Genomic DNA, 18,900 nt, shown 5'->3' with positions numbered 1-18,900 from the left:
TCTCGGTCGAGTTCACCACCCAGGCCAACGGCGACGACGGCCGCTTCCTGCCCTACCTCCGCAACCCCGAGACGATGGCCCGGCCGTGGGCCATCCCGGGCACACCCGGCCTCGAACACCGCATCGGCGGCCTGGAGAAGGCCGACAAGACCGGCGACATCTCCTACGACCCGGCGAATCACGAGCACATGGTCCGCACCCGCGCCGCCCGGATCGAGGCCATCGAGGTCCCCGACGTCGAGGTCGAGGACGCCGACGAGAACGCCCGCGTGCTGGTGCTGGGCTGGGGCTCCACCTACGGCCCGATCGGCGCCGCCTGCCGGGCCCTGCGCCAGCGCGGTCTCCCGATCGCGCAGGCCCACCTGCGCCACCTCGCCCCGCTGCCGGCCAACCTCGGTGAGGTCCTGGCCGCGTACGACAAGGTGGTGATCCCGGAGATGAACCTGGGTCAGCTGGCCCACGTGATCCGCGCGAAGTACCTGGTCGACGCGGTTCCCTTCAACCAGGTCAGCGGCCTTCCGTTCACCGCCGCGACCTTGGAGAGCATGCTCGAGGACGTGGTCAAGAATGGCTAGCCCGACGATTCCGCTGACGCCGGTCAACCTCACCGCCAAGGACTTCAAGTCCGACCAGGAGGTCCGGTGGTGCCCCGGCTGCGGTGACTACTCGATCCTGGCCGCCATGCAACGGTTCATGCCCGAGCTGGGCATCCCGCGCGAGAACATCGTGTTCGTCTCCGGCATCGGCTGCTCCTCACGCTTCCCGTACTACATGAACACCTACGGGATGCACTCGATCCACGGCCGCGCGCCGGCGATCGCCACCGGACTGTCCGCGTCGCGCCCCGACCTGTCGGTGTGGGTCGTCACCGGCGACGGTGACGCGCTGTCGATCGGTGGCAACCACCTGATCCATGCCCTGCGCCGCAACGTCAACCTGAAGATCCTGCTGTTCAACAACCGGATCTACGGCCTGACCAAGGGGCAGTACTCGCCCACCTCCGAACTCGGCAAGATCACCAAGTCGACCCCGGCCGGCTCGGCCGACTCACCGTTCAACCCGCTGTCCCTGGCCCTCGGCGCCGAGGCGACGTTTGTCGCCCGGACCATCGACTCGGACGCCAAACACCTGCAGTCGGTGATGCGGGCCGCGGCCCAGCACCAGGGCTCGGCGTTCGTCGAGATCTACCAGAACTGCAACATCTTCAACGACGGCGCGTTCGAGCTGATCAAAGACGCCGGCACCCGCGACGACCACCTGATCCGCCTGGAGCAGGGCCAGCCGATCACGTTCGGCGCCGACGGCCGGTTCGCGGTCACCCACCCCGCCGGCGGCTTCGGCCTCAAGGTCGAAGAAGGCGGCGAAGCGATCGTCCACGACGCCACGGTCGACGACCCCGCCTACGCGTTCGCCCTGACCCGGCTCTCCGGCTCCGACCTGGGAACCACCCCGATCGGCGTGTTCCGCAACGTGCAACGCCCGTCCTACGACGAACTGATCACCAAGCAACTGGTCGACGCCAAGGCCCAGGCCGACGGCACCGCCGAGCAGATGCTCGACAACCTGCTCACCAAGGCCGACACCTGGACCATTATCTAGGCCTGCCGTTTCTCCGGACCCCTCGGTACGATGTCAGACCTCATCGATACCGGGGGGTCCTGCCGTGACCGAGACACCCGATCCCGAGCTCCACAAGCTGCTCAACACCGAGGTCGCACATTCGGCCCGGGTGTGGAACTACCTTCTCGGCGGCAAGGACAACTTCGCCGCCGACCGTGAGGCTGCCGAATACGCGCTGGCTCTGATGCCCGAGCTGGTGCAGTCGGCCCGGGCCAACCGCGAGTTCCTGGGCCGGGCGGTCCGCTTCCTGGCCGGTGAGGCGGGCATCCGCCAGTTCCTCGACATCGGCACCGGCCTGCCCACCGCCGACAACACCCACGAGGTGGCGCAGGCCGTCGCGCCGGACAGCCGGATCGTCTACGTCGACAACGACCCGACGGTTCTCGTGCACGCGCGGGCGCTGCTGACCAGCTCACCCGAGGGCGCGACCGACTATCTCGACGCCGACCTGCGGGACACGGCGACCATTCTCGACGGCGCCGCCCGCACGCTCGACCTGAACCGTCCGGTCGCGATCATGCTGTCCGGGTCGGTCAACTTCGTGGTCGACGACCCGGAGGCGTACGCGGTGGTCGATCGCCTGGTCGAGGCCGTGCCCGCCGGCAGCTATCTGGTCGTCTCGCACCCGACCAAGGAGGTCAACGGGCCGGCGGTCGAGGAGTCGATGCGCCAGTGGAACGAGAGCGGCGCGGCGCCGATCACCGCCCGCAGCCGCGAGGGCATCGAGCGGTTCTTCACCGGGCTCGAACTGGTGCCGCCCGGCGTGGTGACCTGCTCGGCCTGGCGGCCCGACCCGTCCCGGCAGGAGATCACCGACAAGGTCTCCGAGTTCGCCGGGGTGGGGCTCAAACGCTAGACGGCGACGTCGACGCTGCTGCTCTCGTCGCGGATGTAGACGATCAGGTCGCCGGTCTCGATGGTGACCTTCTGCTCGCCGCCCAGGGGCAGCACCTTGCCCCGCCGGATCAGCGCGACGGCCAGCGTGGACAGTTCGCGCGGGTTGCGGCCGACCTCGGCCCGCTCGGCGCTGCGCATCGCCAGCGCCATGCCCGCGCCGGGGGTGAGCAGGTCTTCCACGACGTCGATGAGCGGCGGCGCGGTGGTCGTGAGGCCGAGCAGACGGCCCGCGGTCGCCGACGAGACGATCACGTGGTGGGCGCCGCTCTGCTTGAGCAGTGCGGCGTTCTCCTGCTCCCGCACCGACGCGATGATCCTGACCTGGCCGGCGGTGAGCTGGCGGACGGTCAGCGTGATCAGCACCGAGGCCTCGTCGCTGTCGGTCGCGATGATGACGGCCTTGCAGTTCTTGACGTCCGCCTCGAGCAGCACGGCCGAGCGGGTCGCGTTGCCCTCAATCACCGCCAGTCCGTTGGCCTGGGCCTGGCGTACGCCGTCGGTCCGGTTCTCGACCAGGACGATCCGCGACTTGTCGTAGCCCGTCTCCAGCAGCGCGGCGACCGCGGCCCGGCCCTTGGTGCCGTAGCCGCAGATGATGATGTGGTCCTTCAACTTTCGCCTCCACCGCGTCACCCGCAGGCTGTTGCGGTATTGATCGGTCAGCACCTCGAGGGTCGTGCCGACCAGGATGATCAGGAAGAGCACACGCGCCGGCGTGATGAACAGGACGTTGATCAGGCGCGCGTGCGGTGTGACCGGCGTGATGTCGCCGTAGCCGGTGGTGGAGAGCGAGACGACCGCGTAGTAGAAGCAGTCGAGCAGCGTGAGGCCGTCCTCGTTGACGTCCCGGTAGCCGTCACGGTCGGCATAGATGATCGCGACCGTGACGAGGACGAGTGTGATCGCCAGCGCGAGCCGGATGGCCAGCGCGCGAAGGGGGCCCTGACGGACCCTCGGCAGATTGATCATGAGATGCCCCGCACGGTGACACCATAGCGATCGGACCTGGGCCGACCACCCAGGACATCACATTAATAAACGTTAAGGGAACATCATCTCTCGACTTCGGCACGCAGCGGGAAAGCCGGATCGACAACCTTGTATGCCACCGACAGGCGTTCGAAAACTGCTGTGATGACACGACGCCTCGCTGTAGTCCTCACCCTCGTGCTGGCCCTCCTCGCGCCGGCCGGGACAGCCCGGGCCGCCACCACCGACAAGGCCTCCGTTCTGGCGAACTGGACACAACCGACCTCGACCAGCACGGCCGCCTGGAACGCGGCCCGCCTCGACCGCGAGCCCTGGACCGGCTACGGCTTCGACTGGACCACCGACTACTGCTCGGCCAGCCCCGAACGGCCGCTCGGCTTCGACTTCAGCAACGCGTGCTGGCACCACGACTTCGGCTACCGCAACTACAAGGACCTGGGACAGTTCAAGGCGAACAAGGCTCGCGTCGACGACACGTTCTATGCCGACATGAAGCGCGTCTGCGTCAGATACCGGGTGATCGCGCGGGCCGCCTGCTACAGCGTGGCCTGGGCCTACTACCAGGCCGTGCACGTGTTCGGCTCGATCTCACTCGTCCGCCAGGCCGACCTGGACCGCGCCGAGGCGCTGATGGACCGCTAGCGACTGGGTGAACCGGGTCGCGCCGTCCTCGAGGTCCGGGTGCTCGACGGCGAGCGCCATCGCGACGATCCGGTCGAACCCCAGACCGACCCCGTCCGCGTACGCGGCGTCGAAGGCGGCATCACCCAGCGAACCCCGCAGGGACAGTTGCTGGTCGGCCCAGAAACGCCCGAACATCTCCGTACGCCGGGCTCCGCGCGCCGCTTCGGCCCCGCCGAACAGCACCGTGGCGGTCGCGGGGTCACCACCCATCGCGCAGCGCACCGCGATGGCCGCCACCGCGTCGGCCGCCGCGCCCCGGAACCCGTGCCGCAGCCGGGACCGCAGCGCCACCACCAGGTGGTCGTGCCCGGCGACCAGGTCACCGCGGCGCAGCGCGACCATGCCGAGCAGCCAGTCGACCGTCCGTTTGCCACGGTGCTCGGGACAACTCGCCTCGGCCTGCCGGGCGGCGCCGAGCAGGTCGGCCGCCGGGGTGAGCTCGTCGCGTCGCCACAGCAGCTCGGCCAGGGCGATCACAGCCGGCAGGGCTGATTCGGCCACCCCGTTGCGCTCGGCCTCGGCGATCACCTCGCGGCACAGCTGCTCGGCCTGGTCGTACCGGCCGTCTTGGATCAACGAGGTCCGGTGCCCGGCCAGGGAACGCATCAGCAGCGGCTGGTCCTCCTCGGCCCGGGCGATCCGCTCGGCCCGGACGAGGAAGCGCGTACGCTCCGCCCGGTCGTCGGCCAGACCGGCGTGCACCAGATGCGCGTACGCGAGCACCGCCGGTTCCACCTCGACCCCGTCGAGCCGCTGGTAGAGGCGGAACAGCAGGTCCCGGCCCTCCCCGGCGCCGCCGTGCTCACGCCACCACGGGTCGAGCACGAGAGCCAGGCGCAGGCCGGTACGCACGCTGCCCTTGGTCGCGGCCCAGCGCAGCGCGGTCTCCCACTCCGGCACATAAGGCGTCATCTCGGTGAGCGACGTCGTCCGCGGCTGGCCGTCGGTGTCGACCGCGACGGATTCCAGCGTGTGCAGGGCCCAGGCCGCGTGCCGGTCACGCGCGGCGCGCTCGTCACCGGCGGCGGTCAGGCGGCGGGAGGCGTACGCGCGCACCTGTCCGGAAAGGCGGTAGCGCGGCCCCGGAACGACCTCGACCAGGGACTTGTCGGAGAGTTCGGAGAGGGCGCCGAGCGCGTCGGCCGACCCGCACCACTCCACCGTGGCCAGGTCGACCGTGCCGGCGAAGACGGCGAGGCGGCGCAGCAGCCCGGCCGCCGGAGCGGTCAGCGTGCGGTAGGACCAGTCCAGAACGGCGGTCAGGCTCTCGTGCCGGTCGCCGCCCTCCATCTCCACCGGGTCCAACGCGGCCAGCGGGTCGTCCAGGCGGGCCGCCAGCTGGGCCGCCGAAAGGGAGCGCAGACGAGCCGCGGCCAGCTCGATCGCGAGCGGTGAACCCTCGAGCCGGGCCGCGACCTCGGCCAGGTCGGTCTGGTCCTCGGCCAGGCCGGGGCGTCCACCACGCGCCTCGGTCGTGCGCTCGGAGAGCAGCGTGAAGGCGTCCCCGGGCGACAGCGGCGGGATGCGCCAGACGACCTCGCCCGCCACGTTCAGCGGCACCCGGCTCGTGACCAGCACGTTCACCCGCGGACAGCGGGCCAGCAGACGGCGTACGAGGGTGGCGCCGGCGGCCGGGGAGGCGTCGGCGGTCTGCAGGACGATCAGCATGTGCCGGGTCGAGCAGTGTTCCAGCAGCGTCTCGAGCACGGGACGACCCGGCTCGGTGCGCACACCCAGGGCCGCGGCCAGCGCGGGCGCCAGTCCGTTCGGCGCGCCGGCGACATCCACATTCCAGACCCCGTCCCCGTACGAGGTCAGCAGAGGCTCGGCCACCGCAAGCGAGAGTCGCGTCTTGCCCGCGCCACCGGGGCCCGCGACCGTGACGATGCGGTGGCGCTGCAGGAGCCCGGTGACCTCGGCCAGCTCGTTGCGGCGGCCCAGGAACGGGGTGATCGGGGCGGGGAGGTTGTGGGTGGCCGCTCCCGGGGTGCGCGGGCGGGGGAAGTCACGCTCCAGACCCGAGGCGAGGATCTGGAAGAGGCGCTCGTCGTCGTCGAAGCCGCGCAGGCGGTGCGGGCCGAGGTCGAGCAGGGTCTGCGGGGCCTCCGTGGCTTTTGTCTCCGGCTCATGGGGGGCCGTGCCGGCTCCGGACGTCAGGATGGCGAGGGCGGTCGCTCCCGAGCAGAGGATCTGTCCGCCATGCGCGGCCGAAGCGACGCGGGAAGCGCGGTGCACCTCGGCGCTGGCGTACTCGTCGCCGTGGGGACGAGCCCACCCGGTGTGCATGCCCATACGCACCCGGGGTGCGACGTCCGGACTGGGCCAGTCGTGTGCGGACAGTTGCCGTTGAGCCTCCACACAGGCCGCGATCGCTGACGCCGGATCGTGGAAAGCAATGAAAAAACTGTCACCCTCAGTGAAGAGCTCGACACCGCCGAAGTAACTCAGCGCATTCCTCATCACCGAGCGGTGATCGCCGAGGACCAAGCCGTAGTCGTCACCTAGCATCCGGGCCAACCGCGTCGAGCCCTCGATGTCGGTGAACACAAAGGTCACCAGCCCGCTCGGCAGCTCGGTCCGTCCCGACACGGTTGAACCTCCGCCCCCTTTGGGAAGTCAAGTCTCATGCTGCCGTATCACTGCGTCACCGGCCATCGTAGAAACGGACGGTAATCATCCACCCGCCACGGCCGACCCCGGACGAAGGACATTGGTAGCTTCGTTAAGCACTACGCGTGACGTAACGAAATGGATCGAGCCGGGTCACGCCGCAGTTGGCCAGTTCCGGCCGCCCGTTCGGCGGTCCCCGCAAGAGGCACGGTGTGCGACGGCTCGCCAAGCCCTCTCCGTACCGCTAGATCATCATATTTCCGGTGCCGTCGCCGCAGGTCGCACCGTTGGTCCGCCGTACGGGAAGATCGCGTTGTTTTCCCCGGCCGGGTGCATCTCCGGGCCGGGTGTCCCGCTATGTGGACCCCGATCGGCTCTCGTGAAGCGATTCCCGGGTCTGAAGCCCGCCGCCGGTGTTGAGGGCGGCCGAGGTCATCGCCCCCGCCAGAGGTCGCCGACGTGTGGGGTTGCGATCTCGCCGGGCGGACGCCGTTTGCCTTGTCGGCGCCGTCCTGGGTGGTCACGGACGCCGGGCTGCGGTCGTCCTGGTTGGGCTCTCACCTGCGGCGCTCGGGCCGGGCCTCGGTCCCCGTTCGTGGTCGGTGGTCCGTTCGGGCTGCGGCGCTCGGGCCGGTCCGTTCGGCCGTGGCGCTCGGGCCGGACCCATTCATGCTGGCCCATTCGGGCGTGGCGCTCGAGCTGGTCCGCTGCAGACTGGGCCGTTCGGCCGTGGGGCTCGGGCCGGTCTGTTCAGGCTGGTCCGTTCGGGCCGCGGGCCGTCAGCAGCCGCAGGCACCGCCACAACAACCGCCGCCGCCGGCCGGGGCGGCCGGGCGTGCGGACGCAGTCCCACCACGACCGGTGAAGGCAACCGTCGAGAGCAGCTTGACCGTGTCGGCGTGCCCCTGCGGACAGGCCGTGGGCGCGGAGGCCTCACTCATCGGCCGGTTGACCTCGAACGTGTCACCACAGGCCCGGCAGCGAAACTCGTAACGCGGCATGCCGAAAGCCTAGGCCCTCGCCCCAGCCACAGAAAGGCGACGCCCCTACCCTGCCTCCTGCTCCCAACTAGGCCTACCCCACCCAACCGGGGGCGGGCCCAGACCGTACTCCACGGCCCTGAGAAATCGGCGAGTTATCCACAGGCAGAAACGAGCCTGGCAGTTATCCACAGGCATCGAAGCGGGCACTCGGCGGCGGGCCCGGGTTGGGTAGTGTCGTCGGCGTGGTGGAGCGGCAGGACAAAGAGGTGCCAAGGCCCGAGCTGAGAGCTGCGGCGCCCCATCTGGGTGGCCCGTTGGGCAGCTCCGGGGCGGCCCCGCTCGAGCAGCCTCCGGCCGCCTCGGCGAGCTCCGACCACGATGCGACTTCCGAGACCGACCACCCCGACGAGACAGGATCGGCGAGCGGTCGGCCGACCACCGGAGAGCCGGCTTCACCGGCGGCAGGGGACGCGGCCGGCCCGAGTGTGGGCACAGTCCGGCCAGGAAAGCCCGGCGCAGGAGGAGCGAGCACGAGCCCCACGGGCGCAGGCACTTCGGGAACAGGCAGCGCGGGCGGCCCGGCAGTAGGCGCGAGCGGCCCGGGGACGGGCAACGCCAGCGGCACGGGAACAGGCAGCGCGGGCGGCCCGGGAGTGGGCGGGGCGGCCGCGGGTGCTGTCGGCTCGGGCGCCGCTGGAGCGACGAAGGCCGGCGGGCCGAAGATTGCGCCGCCGGCGGGGCCCATGAGCGAAGTGGAACGGGCCGCCCGGCTCAGCGCGGCCCCGGGGAAAGAGGACTCGGCCGCCGACAAGGCCCAGGACAAAGCGCGAACTGCCACCGACAAGGCCGAGGCCAAAGCGGGGGCCGTCGCCGACAAAACAGCAACGGGCGCCGACAAGGCCGGAGAAAGCACGGACAAAGCGGGGACCAGCACGCCGACCGTCACCAAGGGCGGGGCGGACGGCAAGGCCGGCAGTCCGGCCAGCGTGGGAGTAGCGGTTCGGCGGCGGTCGGGGCTCGGGCGGGTTGGTCGCGGGGTTGCGTCCTGGGCCAAGCGGCCCAGCGGGCGGCTCATCGTGCCGGCCGTCATCGCCGTCTTGTTGCTGGGTGCGGCGGGGACGGCGGGGGCCTATCTCGTTCCGGAGGCGCTTCAGTCGGCGCCGTCGCCCAGCGCTACTCCCGGTTTTCCGCTCGACGCCGCCGGTGGCGTGCCCTCGGCGGGGCAGCCGGGTGGGCTGCCGGGAAGTGATCCGGCGGGGCTGCCCAGCGCGTTCGCGCCCTCGCAAGGGCCGGCCGTGGCGCCGACCACCGCTGTGCAGAACGGGGTCCGGCCGGCCGACGCGCTCGCGGGGTGGGCGGGGCAGATCGGCACGCGGGTCGGGATTCCGGTGGTGGCCGTGCAGGCGTACGGGTATGCCGAGCTGGTCACCGTGCGCACCAACCCGGCCTGCCGGCTGAGCTGGACCACCCTGGCCGCGATCGCGTACGTCGAGTCTTCGCACGGCAGCGCCAACGGGGCCGTGCTCTCCACCGACGGCACGGCCATGCCGCCGATCCTGGGGCTGCCGCTCGACGGGAAGGGCGGGCGGCAGCTGATTCCGGATACCGACCGGGGCGCGCTCGACCAGGACACCACCTATGACCGGGCGGTCGGGCCGATGCAGTTCATCCCGGCGACCTGGAACTCCTACAAGGTGGACGCCGACAACAACGGGATCGCCGACCCGAACGACATCGACGACGCGGCGCTGACCGCGGCCAAGTACCTGTGTCAGAACGGGCGGGACATGTCCAAGCCGGAGTCGTGGTGGGACGCGATCCTGTCGTACAACGCGGTCCGGCCCTATGCACAGAAAGTGTTCGACGCGGCCAACGATTACGGGAAGCGGTCGCGGAGCTGACGTCAAAGTTGCACGCAGGGTGACGATACCTACACATTTACGTTCGGAGCACTTCCCAGACGGAACGCTTACCGGCAAGCTGTACGAGTGAGGGTGCGTGAATGGGATCCCCGGACCGCGTCGGCGGCGGAGATCCGGTCGCTCGTGGAGACGGTGAACGCGGTGCTGGCCGCCGACCTCCCCGACGACCCGGCGTGGGTGGACGGTCAGGTCCGCGAATACCTCGCCGAGACCATGCCCGGCGAGCGCCGTCTGAGCTGGGTGGCCGAGGACGACCGGCTGCCCGAGGGCGAGAGCGAGATCTTCGCCCACATCAGCATGCTGCTGCTCGGTGACATCGGCGTGCTCGAAGTTCTCGTACGTCCCAGCCTGCGCCGCCGTGGTCTGGGGCGCCAGCTCGTGGCGGTCGCGGCCCGCCGGGCGTACCACGAAGGCTTCTCCACCATCGGCGTCGAGGCCATCGGCGGCACCCCGGCCATCGCGTTCTACGAGTCGCTGGGCTTCGAGCGGGAGTACGTCGAGACCCGCAGCGTCCTCACCCTGTCCTCGATGGACTGGCCCTCCCTGACCGTCATGGCGAACGGTATCGGCGCCGGCTACAGCGTCGAGTTCCACCCCGGCGGCCCGCCCGACCACCTGCTCGAGGCGTACGCGCAGGCGAAGCTCGAAGCCCAGGACGACGACGATGACCTCGACCTGGCGCCCCGCTCGTCCGACCCGCAGCGGCTCCGCGACTCGCTCGACACGTTGCACAAGCGCGGCCTGACGCCGTACATCGTGCTCGCCGTGCACGACGACACCGGTGTCGTGGCCGGGCTCACCGAAGTCGTCGTCCCCGCTCACCACCCGGAACGCGCCGATCAGTACGACACGATCGTCGTGCGCGACCACCGCGGCTACGGCATCGACCGCGCGATCAAGGCGCGCATGCTGTTCGAGCTGCGCTCGGCCGAGCCGGGGCTGCGCGAGGTGCAGACGTGGAACGCACAGCACAACGAGTCCATGCTCAAGGTCAACGCCGAGCTGGGATATCAGGCCGACCGCGACTGGTACGAGTACGGTGCCGACGTCGCGCAACTGGTTCAAAGCCTCGAGTCCATCGATTAAGCTCAAACTCCGCGACCGGACGACGCCGAGCGCCCGCCGACGCCACCGCCGGTCCGCCGTGGAGGCACCGTGCCGGGTCGCTCGCTGGTCGCCGCTCTGAGAAAGACAGCTGCGCCGAAAAAGGTGGCTGCGCCGGGAAGGACAGACGCCTTCATGGGTGCGACCGCGCTCAGAAAAGCACTCATGAGGACGACTGCGGCCGCCCTCATGACAACCGCCGTGCTGATGGCGCCCACCCCGGCCCAAGCGACGGCCACCGACCCGCTGACGGTGGGCGTGATCCAGGGCAACACCGCCCGGTCCCCGTACGCGCCACCGACCGGCAACGGTTCGAGCAGTGCGAAATACCAGGTCCGCGGCGTGGTGACCCAGCTCGCCCGATCACACACCAGCGCCGGCGTCGAGCAATACGGCTTCTTCCTGCAGAGCCGCAAGAACAACACCGACGGCGACCCGGCGAGTTCCGACGGCGTCTTCGTCTACATGGGCACGTTCAGCACGTTGATCGGCGGCTACACCCCCAAGCCCGGTGACGAGATCATCATGAGCGCCCGCGTCGCCGAATACTTCAATCTCACCCAGCTGACCAGCGCCGAATGGGTCACCATCCTGGCCACCGGGCTCGACCTGGCCTCCGAGGTGCAGATCGACGATGCGATCCCGCCCGCCCAGAGGACTGCGTCCGACCTCTACTGGGAACAGCGCGAGGGCATGCAGCTGCGGGTGCGCGCGGGCTCCGGCGTCGTCTCGAACACCAAGACCTACGCGTCCACCGACGACGCCGAGGTGTGGCTGGTCGACCGCGACGATCCCCTGATGAAGCGGCCCGATCCGTACGCGCGAAGGGTCTTCCGCGACGCCCACCCGCTCGACGACGTGCCCGGCCCGGCCGACAACGGGAACGGCAACCGGATCATGCTCGGGCCGATGGGTGTGAAGGCCGCGGCCGGCGACAGCTCGGTGGTGCTCCCGCCCGCCCGCACCTTCGACACCACCAGCGGCGACGCGGTCGGCGGCGTCTACTTCGCGTTCAACAAGTACGGCATCCAGGTCGCCGCCGTCGCCTTCACCCGCGGCGCCGACCCGGCCGCGAACAATCCGCCGCGCCCGGCCAACCGGCAACGCGAGGTCTCGATCGCCACGTTCAACGTCGAGAACCTGTACGACTTCCGCGACGACCCGAACGACGGCTGCGACTTCACCGGCAACACCGGCTGCCCGGGTGTCACCCCGCCGTTCGACTACACCCCCGGCAGCCAGTCCGAGTACGACAACCGGCTCGGCCGCCTCGCCCGCCAGGTCACCACGGGCCTGCACAGCCCCGACCTGATCCTCGTGCAGGAGGCCGAGGACCAGGACATCTGCCGGGTCGTGGCCGCCGCGTTGAGCTGCGGCACCGCCGACAACGCCGACGGCAAGCCGGACACGCTGCAGGAACTCGCGCTGACGATCGGCCGCAACGGCGGTCCCGCGTACGACGCCGCCTCCGACCGTGGCGGCGCGGACGCCCGGGGCATCGTGTCGGGCTTCCTGTTCCGCACCGACCGGCTCTCGCTCGTCGCCGCCGACCGGATGTCGTTGCCGGTGACCTATCGGGGCGCTCCCCTGCCGGGCAACGCCGACGTCGCCAACCCCAAGACGTTCAACGCCGTGCTGCCGGCCGACGTCGACCGTTCGACCGGAGTGGACGGCGACAATGTCTTCACCCGGGCCCCGCAGGTCGGTCTTTTCGAGGTGCGCGCTGCGCCCGGCTCGCCCGACAGCTACCAGCTCTGGGCGATCAGCAACCACTTCTCGTCGGGGCCGGAGACCCGTGTCGGCCAGCGGCGCGAGCAGGCCGCGTACAACGCCGCAATCGTCGCCGCCGTCGAGGCGTCCCGTCCGGGGGCGCGCGTGGTCCTCGGCGGCGACCTGAACGTGTTCCCGCGGCCGGACGACCCCACGCCGGCCACGCCCGGTGATCAGCTCGGCCCGCTCTACACCGCCGGCCTGCACAACCTCTGGGACAACCTGGTCGCCGACGCTCCGAGCACCGCGTACTCGTACGTCTTCGAGGGCCAGGCGCAGACACTGGACCAGCTGTTCGTCAACAACGCGCTGTTAGGCGACCTGATCCAGATGCGCTCGGCGCACCTCAACGCCGACCACCCGGACGCCGTCAGCGACCACGATCCGCAGGTGGCGCGCTTCCACTCACGGGCCGGGCTGACGGTCGGGGACGCGCGCGTGGTCGAGGGCGACTCGGGGCGGACACCGCTGATCTTCCCGGTCACGCTGACCCGGCCGCTGAGCCGGGCGTTGACGGTCTGCGCGGCCACCGTGCCGGGAACGACGACCCTGCCGTACGCCGACTTCGACCCGTACCTCGGTTGCCGCACCATTCCGGCCGGTTCGACCCGGGTCGAGTTCCCGGTTCAGGTGCGCGGCGACCGCCTGCGCGAGCGGGACGAGCAGCTCACGCTCGAGGTGGCGGCGCTTTCCGCCGTACGGGTCGTGGCCGGCACCGGCACGGGCACCATCGTCAACGACGACTAGTAGCGGTTGCGGAGCATCTGGGCGACCTCGGTGGCCCAGTACGTCAGCGTGACCTGAGCGCCGGCCCGCTTGATCGACGTCAGCGACTCGATCATGACCCGTTCCCGGTCGATCCAGCCGTTGCGGGCCGCGGCCTCGACCATCGCGTACTCGCCCGACACCTGGTAGGCCGCCACCGGCACGGTGACCCGCTCACGGATCGCGGCGATCACGTCGAGGTATGGCAAAGCCGGCTTGACCATGACGATGTCCGCGCCCTCGGCCACGTCGAGGTCGACCTCGCGCAGCGCCTCGCGCAGGTTCGGCGGGTCCTGCTGGTACTGCCGGCGGTCGCCCTGCAGGGTCGACTCGACGGCTTCGCGGAACGGGCCGTAGAACGCGCCCGCATATTTGGCCGAGTAGGCCAGCACCGAGACGTCCTGATAGCCCGCTTTGTCGAGAGCGCGCCGGATGACCCCGATCTGGCCGTCCATCATCCCGGACGGCCCGACCATGTGGACCCCAGCGTCAGCCTGGGCCACGGCCATCTCGGCGTAGATCTCCAAGGTGGCGTCGTTGTCCACCGAGCCGTCCGAAGCCAGCACGCCGCAGTGCCCGTGATCGGTGAACTCGTCGAGGCACAGGTCACCCATGACGACCGTCGAGTCGCCGACCTCGGAGATCAGGTCCCGGATGCCGACGTTCAGGATCCCGTCCGGCTCGAGGCCCGCGGACCCCGTCGCGTCTTTGTGCTCGGAGGTCGGGACGCCGAAGAGCATGAGCCCGCCGACGCCGGCCGCGACCGCCTCGTGCGCGGCCTTCCGCAACGAATCGCGCGAATGCTGCATCACACCGGGCAGCGAGCTGATCTCGCGCGGCTCGGTCAGCCCCTCCTTCAGGAAGAGGGGCAGGATGAGCTCGGCCGGCGCCAGCCTGGTCTCTTCGACCAGGCGGCGCATGGCCGGGCTGCGGCGGAGGCGGCGCGGACGGACATCCGGGAACGACATGACGAAACCCCTAGCGGAAGCGAAGAGCCGTAGGTCCCTGCACCTTGGAGCCGCGCCGCTGCTTGGCCGGCATCGCGGCCAGCTTCTCGCGCAGCTCCACCGCGTACGACGCCAGCGCCTCGACCAGGTCCGGCACCGAGGCGTGCTGGGGCTGGACGTCGACGCGCAGGCCGAACTCGGTGGCCGTCTCGGCGGTCTTGGGGCCGATGACCGCGACGACCGTGCGGGCGTGCGGTTTGCCGGCGATGCCGACCAGGTTGCGTACGGTGCTGGACGAGGTGAAGAGCACCGCGTCGAAGCCACCCGACTTGATCGCGTCACGGATCTCGGCCGGCGGCGGCGCCGCGCGAACGGTCCGGTAAGCGGTCACGTCGTCGACCTCCCAGCCGCGCTCGATGAGCCCGGCCGCGAGCGTCTCGGTGGCGATGTCGGCCCGGGGCAGCAGCACCCGGCCGACCGGGTCGAGGATCTCGTCGTGCGGGGAGAACTCGGCCAGCAGGCCCTCGCTCGACTGCTCGCCCTTGGGCAGCAGCTCGGGCTGGATGCCGAAGGCGCGCACGGCGTCGGCGGTCGCCTCACCGATGCAGGCGATCTTCACGCCGCCGAAGTGGCGGGCGTCGAGGCCGTGCTCGTCGAACTTCTCCCAGACCGCGCGAACGGCGTTGACCGAGGTGAAGACGACCCAGGCGTACCGGCCGTCGACCAGGCCCTTGACCGCGCGCTCCATCTGGGCCGGGGTGCGCGGGGGCTCGACCGCGATGGTCGGCACCTCGCACGGGATGGCGCCGTAGGCCCGCAGACGCGCGCTCATCGCGCCGGCCTGCTCCTTGGTGCGCGGCACCAGCACCTTCCAGCCGTACAGCGGGCGGTTCTCCCACCAGCTCATCGAGTCGCGCTCGGCGACGTCGGTGCCGACGGTGAGCACCACGCGGCCGGTGAAGCCGAGCGCGGCGGCCACGAAGCTGTCGACCGTCGAGGTGGTCGTGTACTGCGTCTCGCCGGTGCCGTCGCCGGTCACCGCGACCGGGATGCCCGGCTCGACACCGGCGGCGAGCAGGCCGTCACGCACGGCGGCGAGGTCGCCCGCGTCGACCGCGACGGCGAACGAGCCCTTGAGGGCCGCGGCGGCGAGCGCCTCGAAGTCGAGGGCGCCGACGTCACCGACGTCGGCCGTGACGCGCACGCCGGGCAGCGGGACGCCGGCGTAGGTGGCCACACCTTCGGCCTGACCCAGACCGGGCACGACCTCGAAGTGCACCGCGGTGCGGGCGACCGCCTGCACCTCCTTGACCACGGACTCGTGGCCGAACGGGTCACCGGCGACGAGGTGCACGGCGGACAGGCCGGACTTGGCCGCGGAGAGCAGCACCTTGGCGACGTCGCCGGGCGCTCCCTCGGCCGGGCTGAACTGGGCGTCCTCCTTGGCCTCGGACCGGATGGCGGTCAGCAGGGACTCGGGGACTCCACGGTCGTAGACCACCTGGTCGGCATCGGTGAGTGCGGCGTGCGCGCGGCGGGTCAGCAGTTCCGGGTCGCCTGGTCCGGCGCCGACGAACGCGATGCGTCCTGCTGGCTTGCGGGCGGTGCGGGTGGTCATTCTGTGCTCCCGATCAGGGTGTCGGCGCCGTTGTCGAGGAGATCGGCGGCGAGCGCCTTGCCGATCTCCGCCGCGTCGGCGGGCGTTCCGGTGCGCGACAGCCGGATGGCTCGAACCCCATCCGGGCTGATCACCGCACCGCGCAGGTAAATCTCGTCGCCTTCCTCGCCTTCGGCGAGCTCGGCGTGTGCCGCAACCGGGGCGGAGCACCCGGCCTCGAGCGTGGCGAGCATCGCCCGTTCCGCCGTGATGGCGGCCCGGGACGGTGCGTGGTCGATTGCGGCCAGCAGTTCGACCAGGTCTGTGTCGTCGGCCCGGCACTCCACCGCCAGCGCGCCCTGGGCCGGGGCGGGCAGCATGAGCATCGGGTCGAGCGTTTCCGCGATCTCGGCGACCCTGCCGATCCGCACCACGCCGGCCCGGGCGAGAACAACGGCGTCCAGATCGGCCTCGGGTCCGTGAACCCGGGCGATCCGGCTGTCGATGTTTCCGCGGATCGGCGTGACCTGCAACTCTAGGCCCAAAGCATGCAGTTGCGCGATTCGGCGCACCGCGCCCGTTCCGATCACCGAACCGGGCGGGAGCTCGGCCAGTGTGCGGCCGCCCTGGGCGATCAGCACGTCGCGCGGGTCTTCGCGCGGGGGAACGGCCGCGATGTGCAGCCCGGCGTGCTCCCCGGTGGGCAGGTCCTTGTACGAGTGCACGGCGAAATCGATCTCGCCGGCGAGCAGCGCGTCACGCAGCGCCGAGACGAAGACACCCACGCCGAGCTGGGCCACCGGGGCCGAGGACCGGTCGCCGGACGTGACGATCCGCACCAGCTCGACCGGGCGGCCGGTGGCGGCGGTCAAGGCGTCGGCGGTCTGCTGCGACTGGGCGAGCGCCAGCGTGCTGCCGCGCGTGCCCAGGCGAAGAGGGGCGGTCACGCCTGTCCTCCGATCTCGGGTACGGCGTTGGCGGGTGTGGCATGGGGCACGTCCAGATCGAACAGTTCGCGCAGCAGCGTGGCGTACTGGTCGCCACCGGGTTCGGCGGCCAGCTGACGAACCCGCACGGTCGGCGAGTGCAGCAGCTGCTGGACGACGCGATGCAGCGTACGGGAAACATCGGCCCGTTGCTCCTCGCTGAATTCCGACCGGCGTGACCACAGCTTGCGCAGCTCGGCCGAGACCACGTCTTCGGCGCGGGCGCGCAGCGCGGCCACCGTGGGCGCGATGTCGGCACCGCGCAGCCAGCCCAGGAAGTGCTCGACCTCGGCGGCCACGATCTGCTCGACGGCGGCGGTCTCGGCCGCGGCCGGCATCGACCGGCGGGTGGTGGCCAGGCTGTCGATGTCGATCACGGTGACGCCGGGGATGCCGGTCGCGTCGGCGGCCACGTCGCGCGGGACGGCCAGGTCGAGCACGACCAGCGGCGCCGCCGCCTCCAGGCGCTCGCGGGTGAGCACCGGCTCGGTCGACGCGGTGGCCGAGACGACCAGGTCGGCCTCGCGCAAGGCGGCGTCCAGATCGTCGTAGCCGACGGCCACGGCCCCGTACGCCTCGGCGAGCCGGTCGGCCCGGGCCGCGCTCCGGTTCGTGATCCGCAGCGGCCCGACCCCGGCCCGGGTCAGCGTCGCGACCGAGAGCGCACCCATCGCGCCCGCGCCGATCACCAGCGCCTTGCGGCCGGTGAGATCACCCAGCTCGGACTCGGCCACGTCGAGTGCGGCGGTCACGACGCTCTGCCCGGCCCGGTCGATCCCGGTCTCGGAGTGCGCCCGCTTGCCGACCCGCAGCGCCTGCTGCATGAGCTCGTGCAGCAGGCGGCCGGCGGTGTCCGACTCGGTGGCCGCGTGGTACGCGTCGCGCAGCTGCCCCAGGATCTGGGACTCGCCCACGACCATGGAGTCGAGACCGCTCGAGACCTTGAACGAGTGCAGCACCGCCGCCTCGTCGTAGTGCACGTAGAGGTGACCAGCCAGCTCGGTGGCCGGGATGCCGGAGACCTCGGACAGCACGTTGCAGACGTCGCCGAGACCGCCGTGGAACGTGTTCACCGCCGCGTAGATCTCGACCCGGTTGCAGGTGGAGAGGACGACCGCCTCACCCACGAACGGCTGGGCGACGAGCTTCTCGAGCAGCCCGGGCACGGCTTCGTCGGCGATGACAAGCCGTTCGAGCGTGGCGACGTCGGCGGTGCGGTAGGACGCACCGACGCTGAGAAGATTCACGACCCGACCGCCTCCTGGTTGCCCGCCGCCGGGGCGGACCGGCCGCCCGGCAACGCGGTCAGCGATGCCTTGCGGTGTTCATGGAAAGAGAGAATCTGCAGCTCGATGGCGAGGTCGACCTTGCGGACGTCGACGTTGGCCGGAACCGACAGCACACACGGAGCGAAGTTCAGGATGCTGGTGACGCCCGCGTCGACCAGCACGTCGGCCACGGCCTGGGCGGCGCGGGCGGGGGTGGCGATCACGCCGATCGCGATGTTCTCTTCGACCGCGACCCGCCCCAACTCCTCGATGTGGCGCACGGTCAGGCCCTGGATCTGCTCGCCGACCTTGGCCTCGTCGGCGTCGAACAGCGCCACGATCTTGAAGCCGCGGCTGGCGAACCCGTCGTAGCCGGCCAGCGCGTGGCCGAGGTTACCGAGACCGACCAGGCAGACCGCCCGGCGCTGGTCGAGGCCGAGAACGTACTCGATCTGCTCGATCAGCAGGGTCACGTCGTAGCCGACGCCCCGGGTGCCGTACGAACCGAGGTGTGAGAGATCTTTGCGGAGTTTCGCCGAGTTGACCCCGGCCGCCGCGGCCAGCCCCTCGCTCGAGATCGTGTCCGAACCGCTGTCGCCCAGGTTGTGCAGGGCGCGCAGATATTCGGGCAACCGCGCGATCGTGGCCTCCGGCAGATCCGGGAAGGCCGGAACGGCACCGGCGCGGTCGCCTGGGGCATTACCGGGCGTAACTCCGTGACGCTGCTGGCTCATCTGACTCCGTGCCGACGAGGTGG

At 70.8% G+C, this 18,900-nt stretch carries 13 protein-coding genes and 2 pseudogenes; 7 read left to right on the top strand and 8 right to left on the bottom strand.

Annotated features, from left to right (window positions below):
- The 3 genes and pseudogenes from JIG36_RS17930 to JIG36_RS17920 form a co-directional block, all read left to right on the top strand.
- A pseudogene (locus JIG36_RS17930) lies at window positions 1–575 on the top strand (2-oxoacid:acceptor oxidoreductase subunit alpha); the annotation flags it as partial.
- Window positions 568–1,599, top strand: a complete 1,032-nt coding sequence (locus tag JIG36_RS17925; RefSeq protein ID WP_203377385.1) for a 2-oxoacid:ferredoxin oxidoreductase subunit beta — start codon at window positions 568–570, stop codon at window positions 1,597–1,599. The pseudogene JIG36_RS17930 and the gene JIG36_RS17925, both read left to right, overlap by 8 nt.
- Before the next feature lie 64 nt (window positions 1,600–1,663).
- The gene (locus JIG36_RS17920; RefSeq protein WP_203377384.1) at window positions 1,664–2,476 is read left to right on the top strand and encodes an SAM-dependent methyltransferase; all 813 of its coding nucleotides are present in this window, start codon (window positions 1,664–1,666) and stop codon (window positions 2,474–2,476) included.
- On the opposite strand, the gene JIG36_RS17915 is transcribed toward JIG36_RS17920, so the two are convergent.
- The gene (locus JIG36_RS17915) at window positions 2,473–3,486 is read right to left on the bottom strand and encodes a potassium channel family protein (RefSeq protein WP_203377383.1); all 1,014 of its coding nucleotides are present in this window, start codon (window positions 3,484–3,486) and stop codon (window positions 2,473–2,475) included. The two genes, JIG36_RS17920 and JIG36_RS17915, sit on opposite strands and share 4 nt — an antisense overlap.
- Before the next feature lie 165 nt (window positions 3,487–3,651).
- Here JIG36_RS17915 and JIG36_RS17910 point away from each other — a divergent pair, with 165 nt between their 5' ends.
- A complete protein-coding gene (locus tag JIG36_RS17910) occupies window positions 3,652–4,149 on the top strand; it encodes a phospholipase (RefSeq protein ID WP_203377382.1) in 498 nt (165 codons plus the stop codon).
- On the opposite strand, the gene JIG36_RS17905 is transcribed toward JIG36_RS17910, so the two are convergent.
- A complete protein-coding gene (locus JIG36_RS17905; RefSeq protein ID WP_203377381.1) occupies window positions 4,096–6,780 on the bottom strand; it encodes an adenylate/guanylate cyclase domain-containing protein in 2,685 nt (894 codons plus the stop codon). The two genes, JIG36_RS17910 and JIG36_RS17905, sit on opposite strands and share 54 nt — an antisense overlap.
- 800 nt (window positions 6,781–7,580) lie before the next feature.
- Window positions 7,581–7,802 (bottom strand): FmdB family zinc ribbon protein, encoded by a 222-nt coding sequence (locus JIG36_RS17900; protein WP_203377380.1) that lies wholly within the window; start codon window positions 7,800–7,802, stop codon window positions 7,581–7,583.
- A 725-nt stretch (window positions 7,803–8,527) separates the two neighbouring features.
- Here JIG36_RS17900 and JIG36_RS17895 point away from each other — a divergent pair.
- The 3 genes and pseudogenes from JIG36_RS17895 to JIG36_RS17885 form a co-directional block, all read left to right on the top strand.
- Window positions 8,528–9,685 carry a lytic transglycosylase domain-containing protein gene (locus JIG36_RS17895; protein WP_203377379.1) on the top strand — a complete coding sequence of 386 codons (1,158 nt, stop codon included), beginning with the start codon at window positions 8,528–8,530 and terminating at the stop codon, window positions 9,683–9,685.
- An 87-nt stretch (window positions 9,686–9,772) separates the two neighbouring features.
- Window positions 9,773–10,792, top strand: coding sequence for a GNAT family N-acetyltransferase (locus JIG36_RS17890; RefSeq protein ID WP_203377378.1), 1,020 nt, complete (start codon window positions 9,773–9,775; stop codon window positions 10,790–10,792).
- 105 nt (window positions 10,793–10,897) lie between these two features.
- Window positions 10,898–13,327 (top strand): annotated as a pseudogene (locus JIG36_RS17885) (lamin tail domain-containing protein); the annotation flags it as partial.
- Here the strand turns inward: JIG36_RS17885 and hemB are convergent.
- From hemB to JIG36_RS17860, 5 genes are read right to left on the bottom strand one after another with little or no spacing between them, the layout of a single operon-like run.
- Window positions 13,324–14,313, bottom strand: coding sequence for a porphobilinogen synthase (gene hemB / locus JIG36_RS17880; RefSeq protein ID WP_203377376.1), 990 nt, complete (start codon window positions 14,311–14,313; stop codon window positions 13,324–13,326). The pseudogene JIG36_RS17885 and the gene hemB sit on opposite strands and share 4 nt — an antisense overlap.
- A gap of 10 nt (window positions 14,314–14,323) precedes the next feature.
- Complete coding sequence (locus tag JIG36_RS17875; protein WP_203377375.1) at window positions 14,324–15,910, bottom strand: bifunctional uroporphyrinogen-III C-methyltransferase/uroporphyrinogen-III synthase; 1,587 nt, start codon at window positions 15,908–15,910, stop codon at window positions 14,324–14,326.
- Window positions 15,907–16,836 (bottom strand): hydroxymethylbilane synthase, encoded by a 930-nt coding sequence (gene hemC / locus JIG36_RS17870; protein WP_203377374.1) that lies wholly within the window; start codon window positions 16,834–16,836, stop codon window positions 15,907–15,909. The genes JIG36_RS17875 and hemC overlap by 4 nt, the downstream gene beginning before the upstream one ends.
- The gene (locus JIG36_RS17865; protein ID WP_203377373.1) at window positions 16,833–18,122 is read right to left on the bottom strand and encodes a glutamyl-tRNA reductase; all 1,290 of its coding nucleotides are present in this window, start codon (window positions 18,120–18,122) and stop codon (window positions 16,833–16,835) included. Before JIG36_RS17865 ends, hemC begins: the two co-directional genes overlap by 4 nt.
- Window positions 18,119–18,877 (bottom strand): redox-sensing transcriptional repressor Rex, encoded by a 759-nt coding sequence (locus JIG36_RS17860; RefSeq protein ID WP_203377372.1) that lies wholly within the window; start codon window positions 18,875–18,877, stop codon window positions 18,119–18,121. The genes JIG36_RS17865 and JIG36_RS17860 overlap by 4 nt, the downstream gene beginning before the upstream one ends.
- Between the last annotated feature and the right edge of the window lie 23 nt (window positions 18,878–18,900).

This window comes from Paractinoplanes ovalisporus (assembly GCF_016834655.1).
GTDB classification, from domain to species: domain Bacteria; phylum Actinomycetota; class Actinomycetes; order Mycobacteriales; family Micromonosporaceae; genus Actinoplanes; species Actinoplanes ovalisporus.
This window is presented reverse-complemented; position numbering and strand designations above follow the sequence as displayed.

Coding starts and splice junctions, on each gene's coding strand:
- JIG36_RS17875 (WP_203377375.1), bottom strand. CDS start 15,910: ATGACCACCCGCACCGCCCGCAAGCCAGCAGGACGCATCGCGTTCGTC.
- JIG36_RS17860 (WP_203377372.1), bottom strand. CDS start 18,877: ATGAGCCAGCAGCGTCACGGAGTTACGCCCGGTAATGCCCCAGGCGAC.
- JIG36_RS17915 (WP_203377383.1), bottom strand. CDS start 3,486: ATGATCAATCTGCCGAGGGTCCGTCAGGGCCCCCTTCGCGCGCTGGCC.
- JIG36_RS17895 (WP_203377379.1), top strand. CDS start 8,528: ATGAGCGAAGTGGAACGGGCCGCCCGGCTCAGCGCGGCCCCGGGGAAA.
- JIG36_RS17925 (WP_203377385.1), top strand. CDS start 568: ATGGCTAGCCCGACGATTCCGCTGACGCCGGTCAACCTCACCGCCAAG.
- hemB (WP_203377376.1), bottom strand. CDS start 14,313: ATGTCGTTCCCGGATGTCCGTCCGCGCCGCCTCCGCCGCAGCCCGGCC.
- JIG36_RS17900 (WP_203377380.1), bottom strand. CDS start 7,802: ATGCCGCGTTACGAGTTTCGCTGCCGGGCCTGTGGTGACACGTTCGAG.
- JIG36_RS17910 (WP_203377382.1), top strand. CDS start 3,652: ATGACACGACGCCTCGCTGTAGTCCTCACCCTCGTGCTGGCCCTCCTC.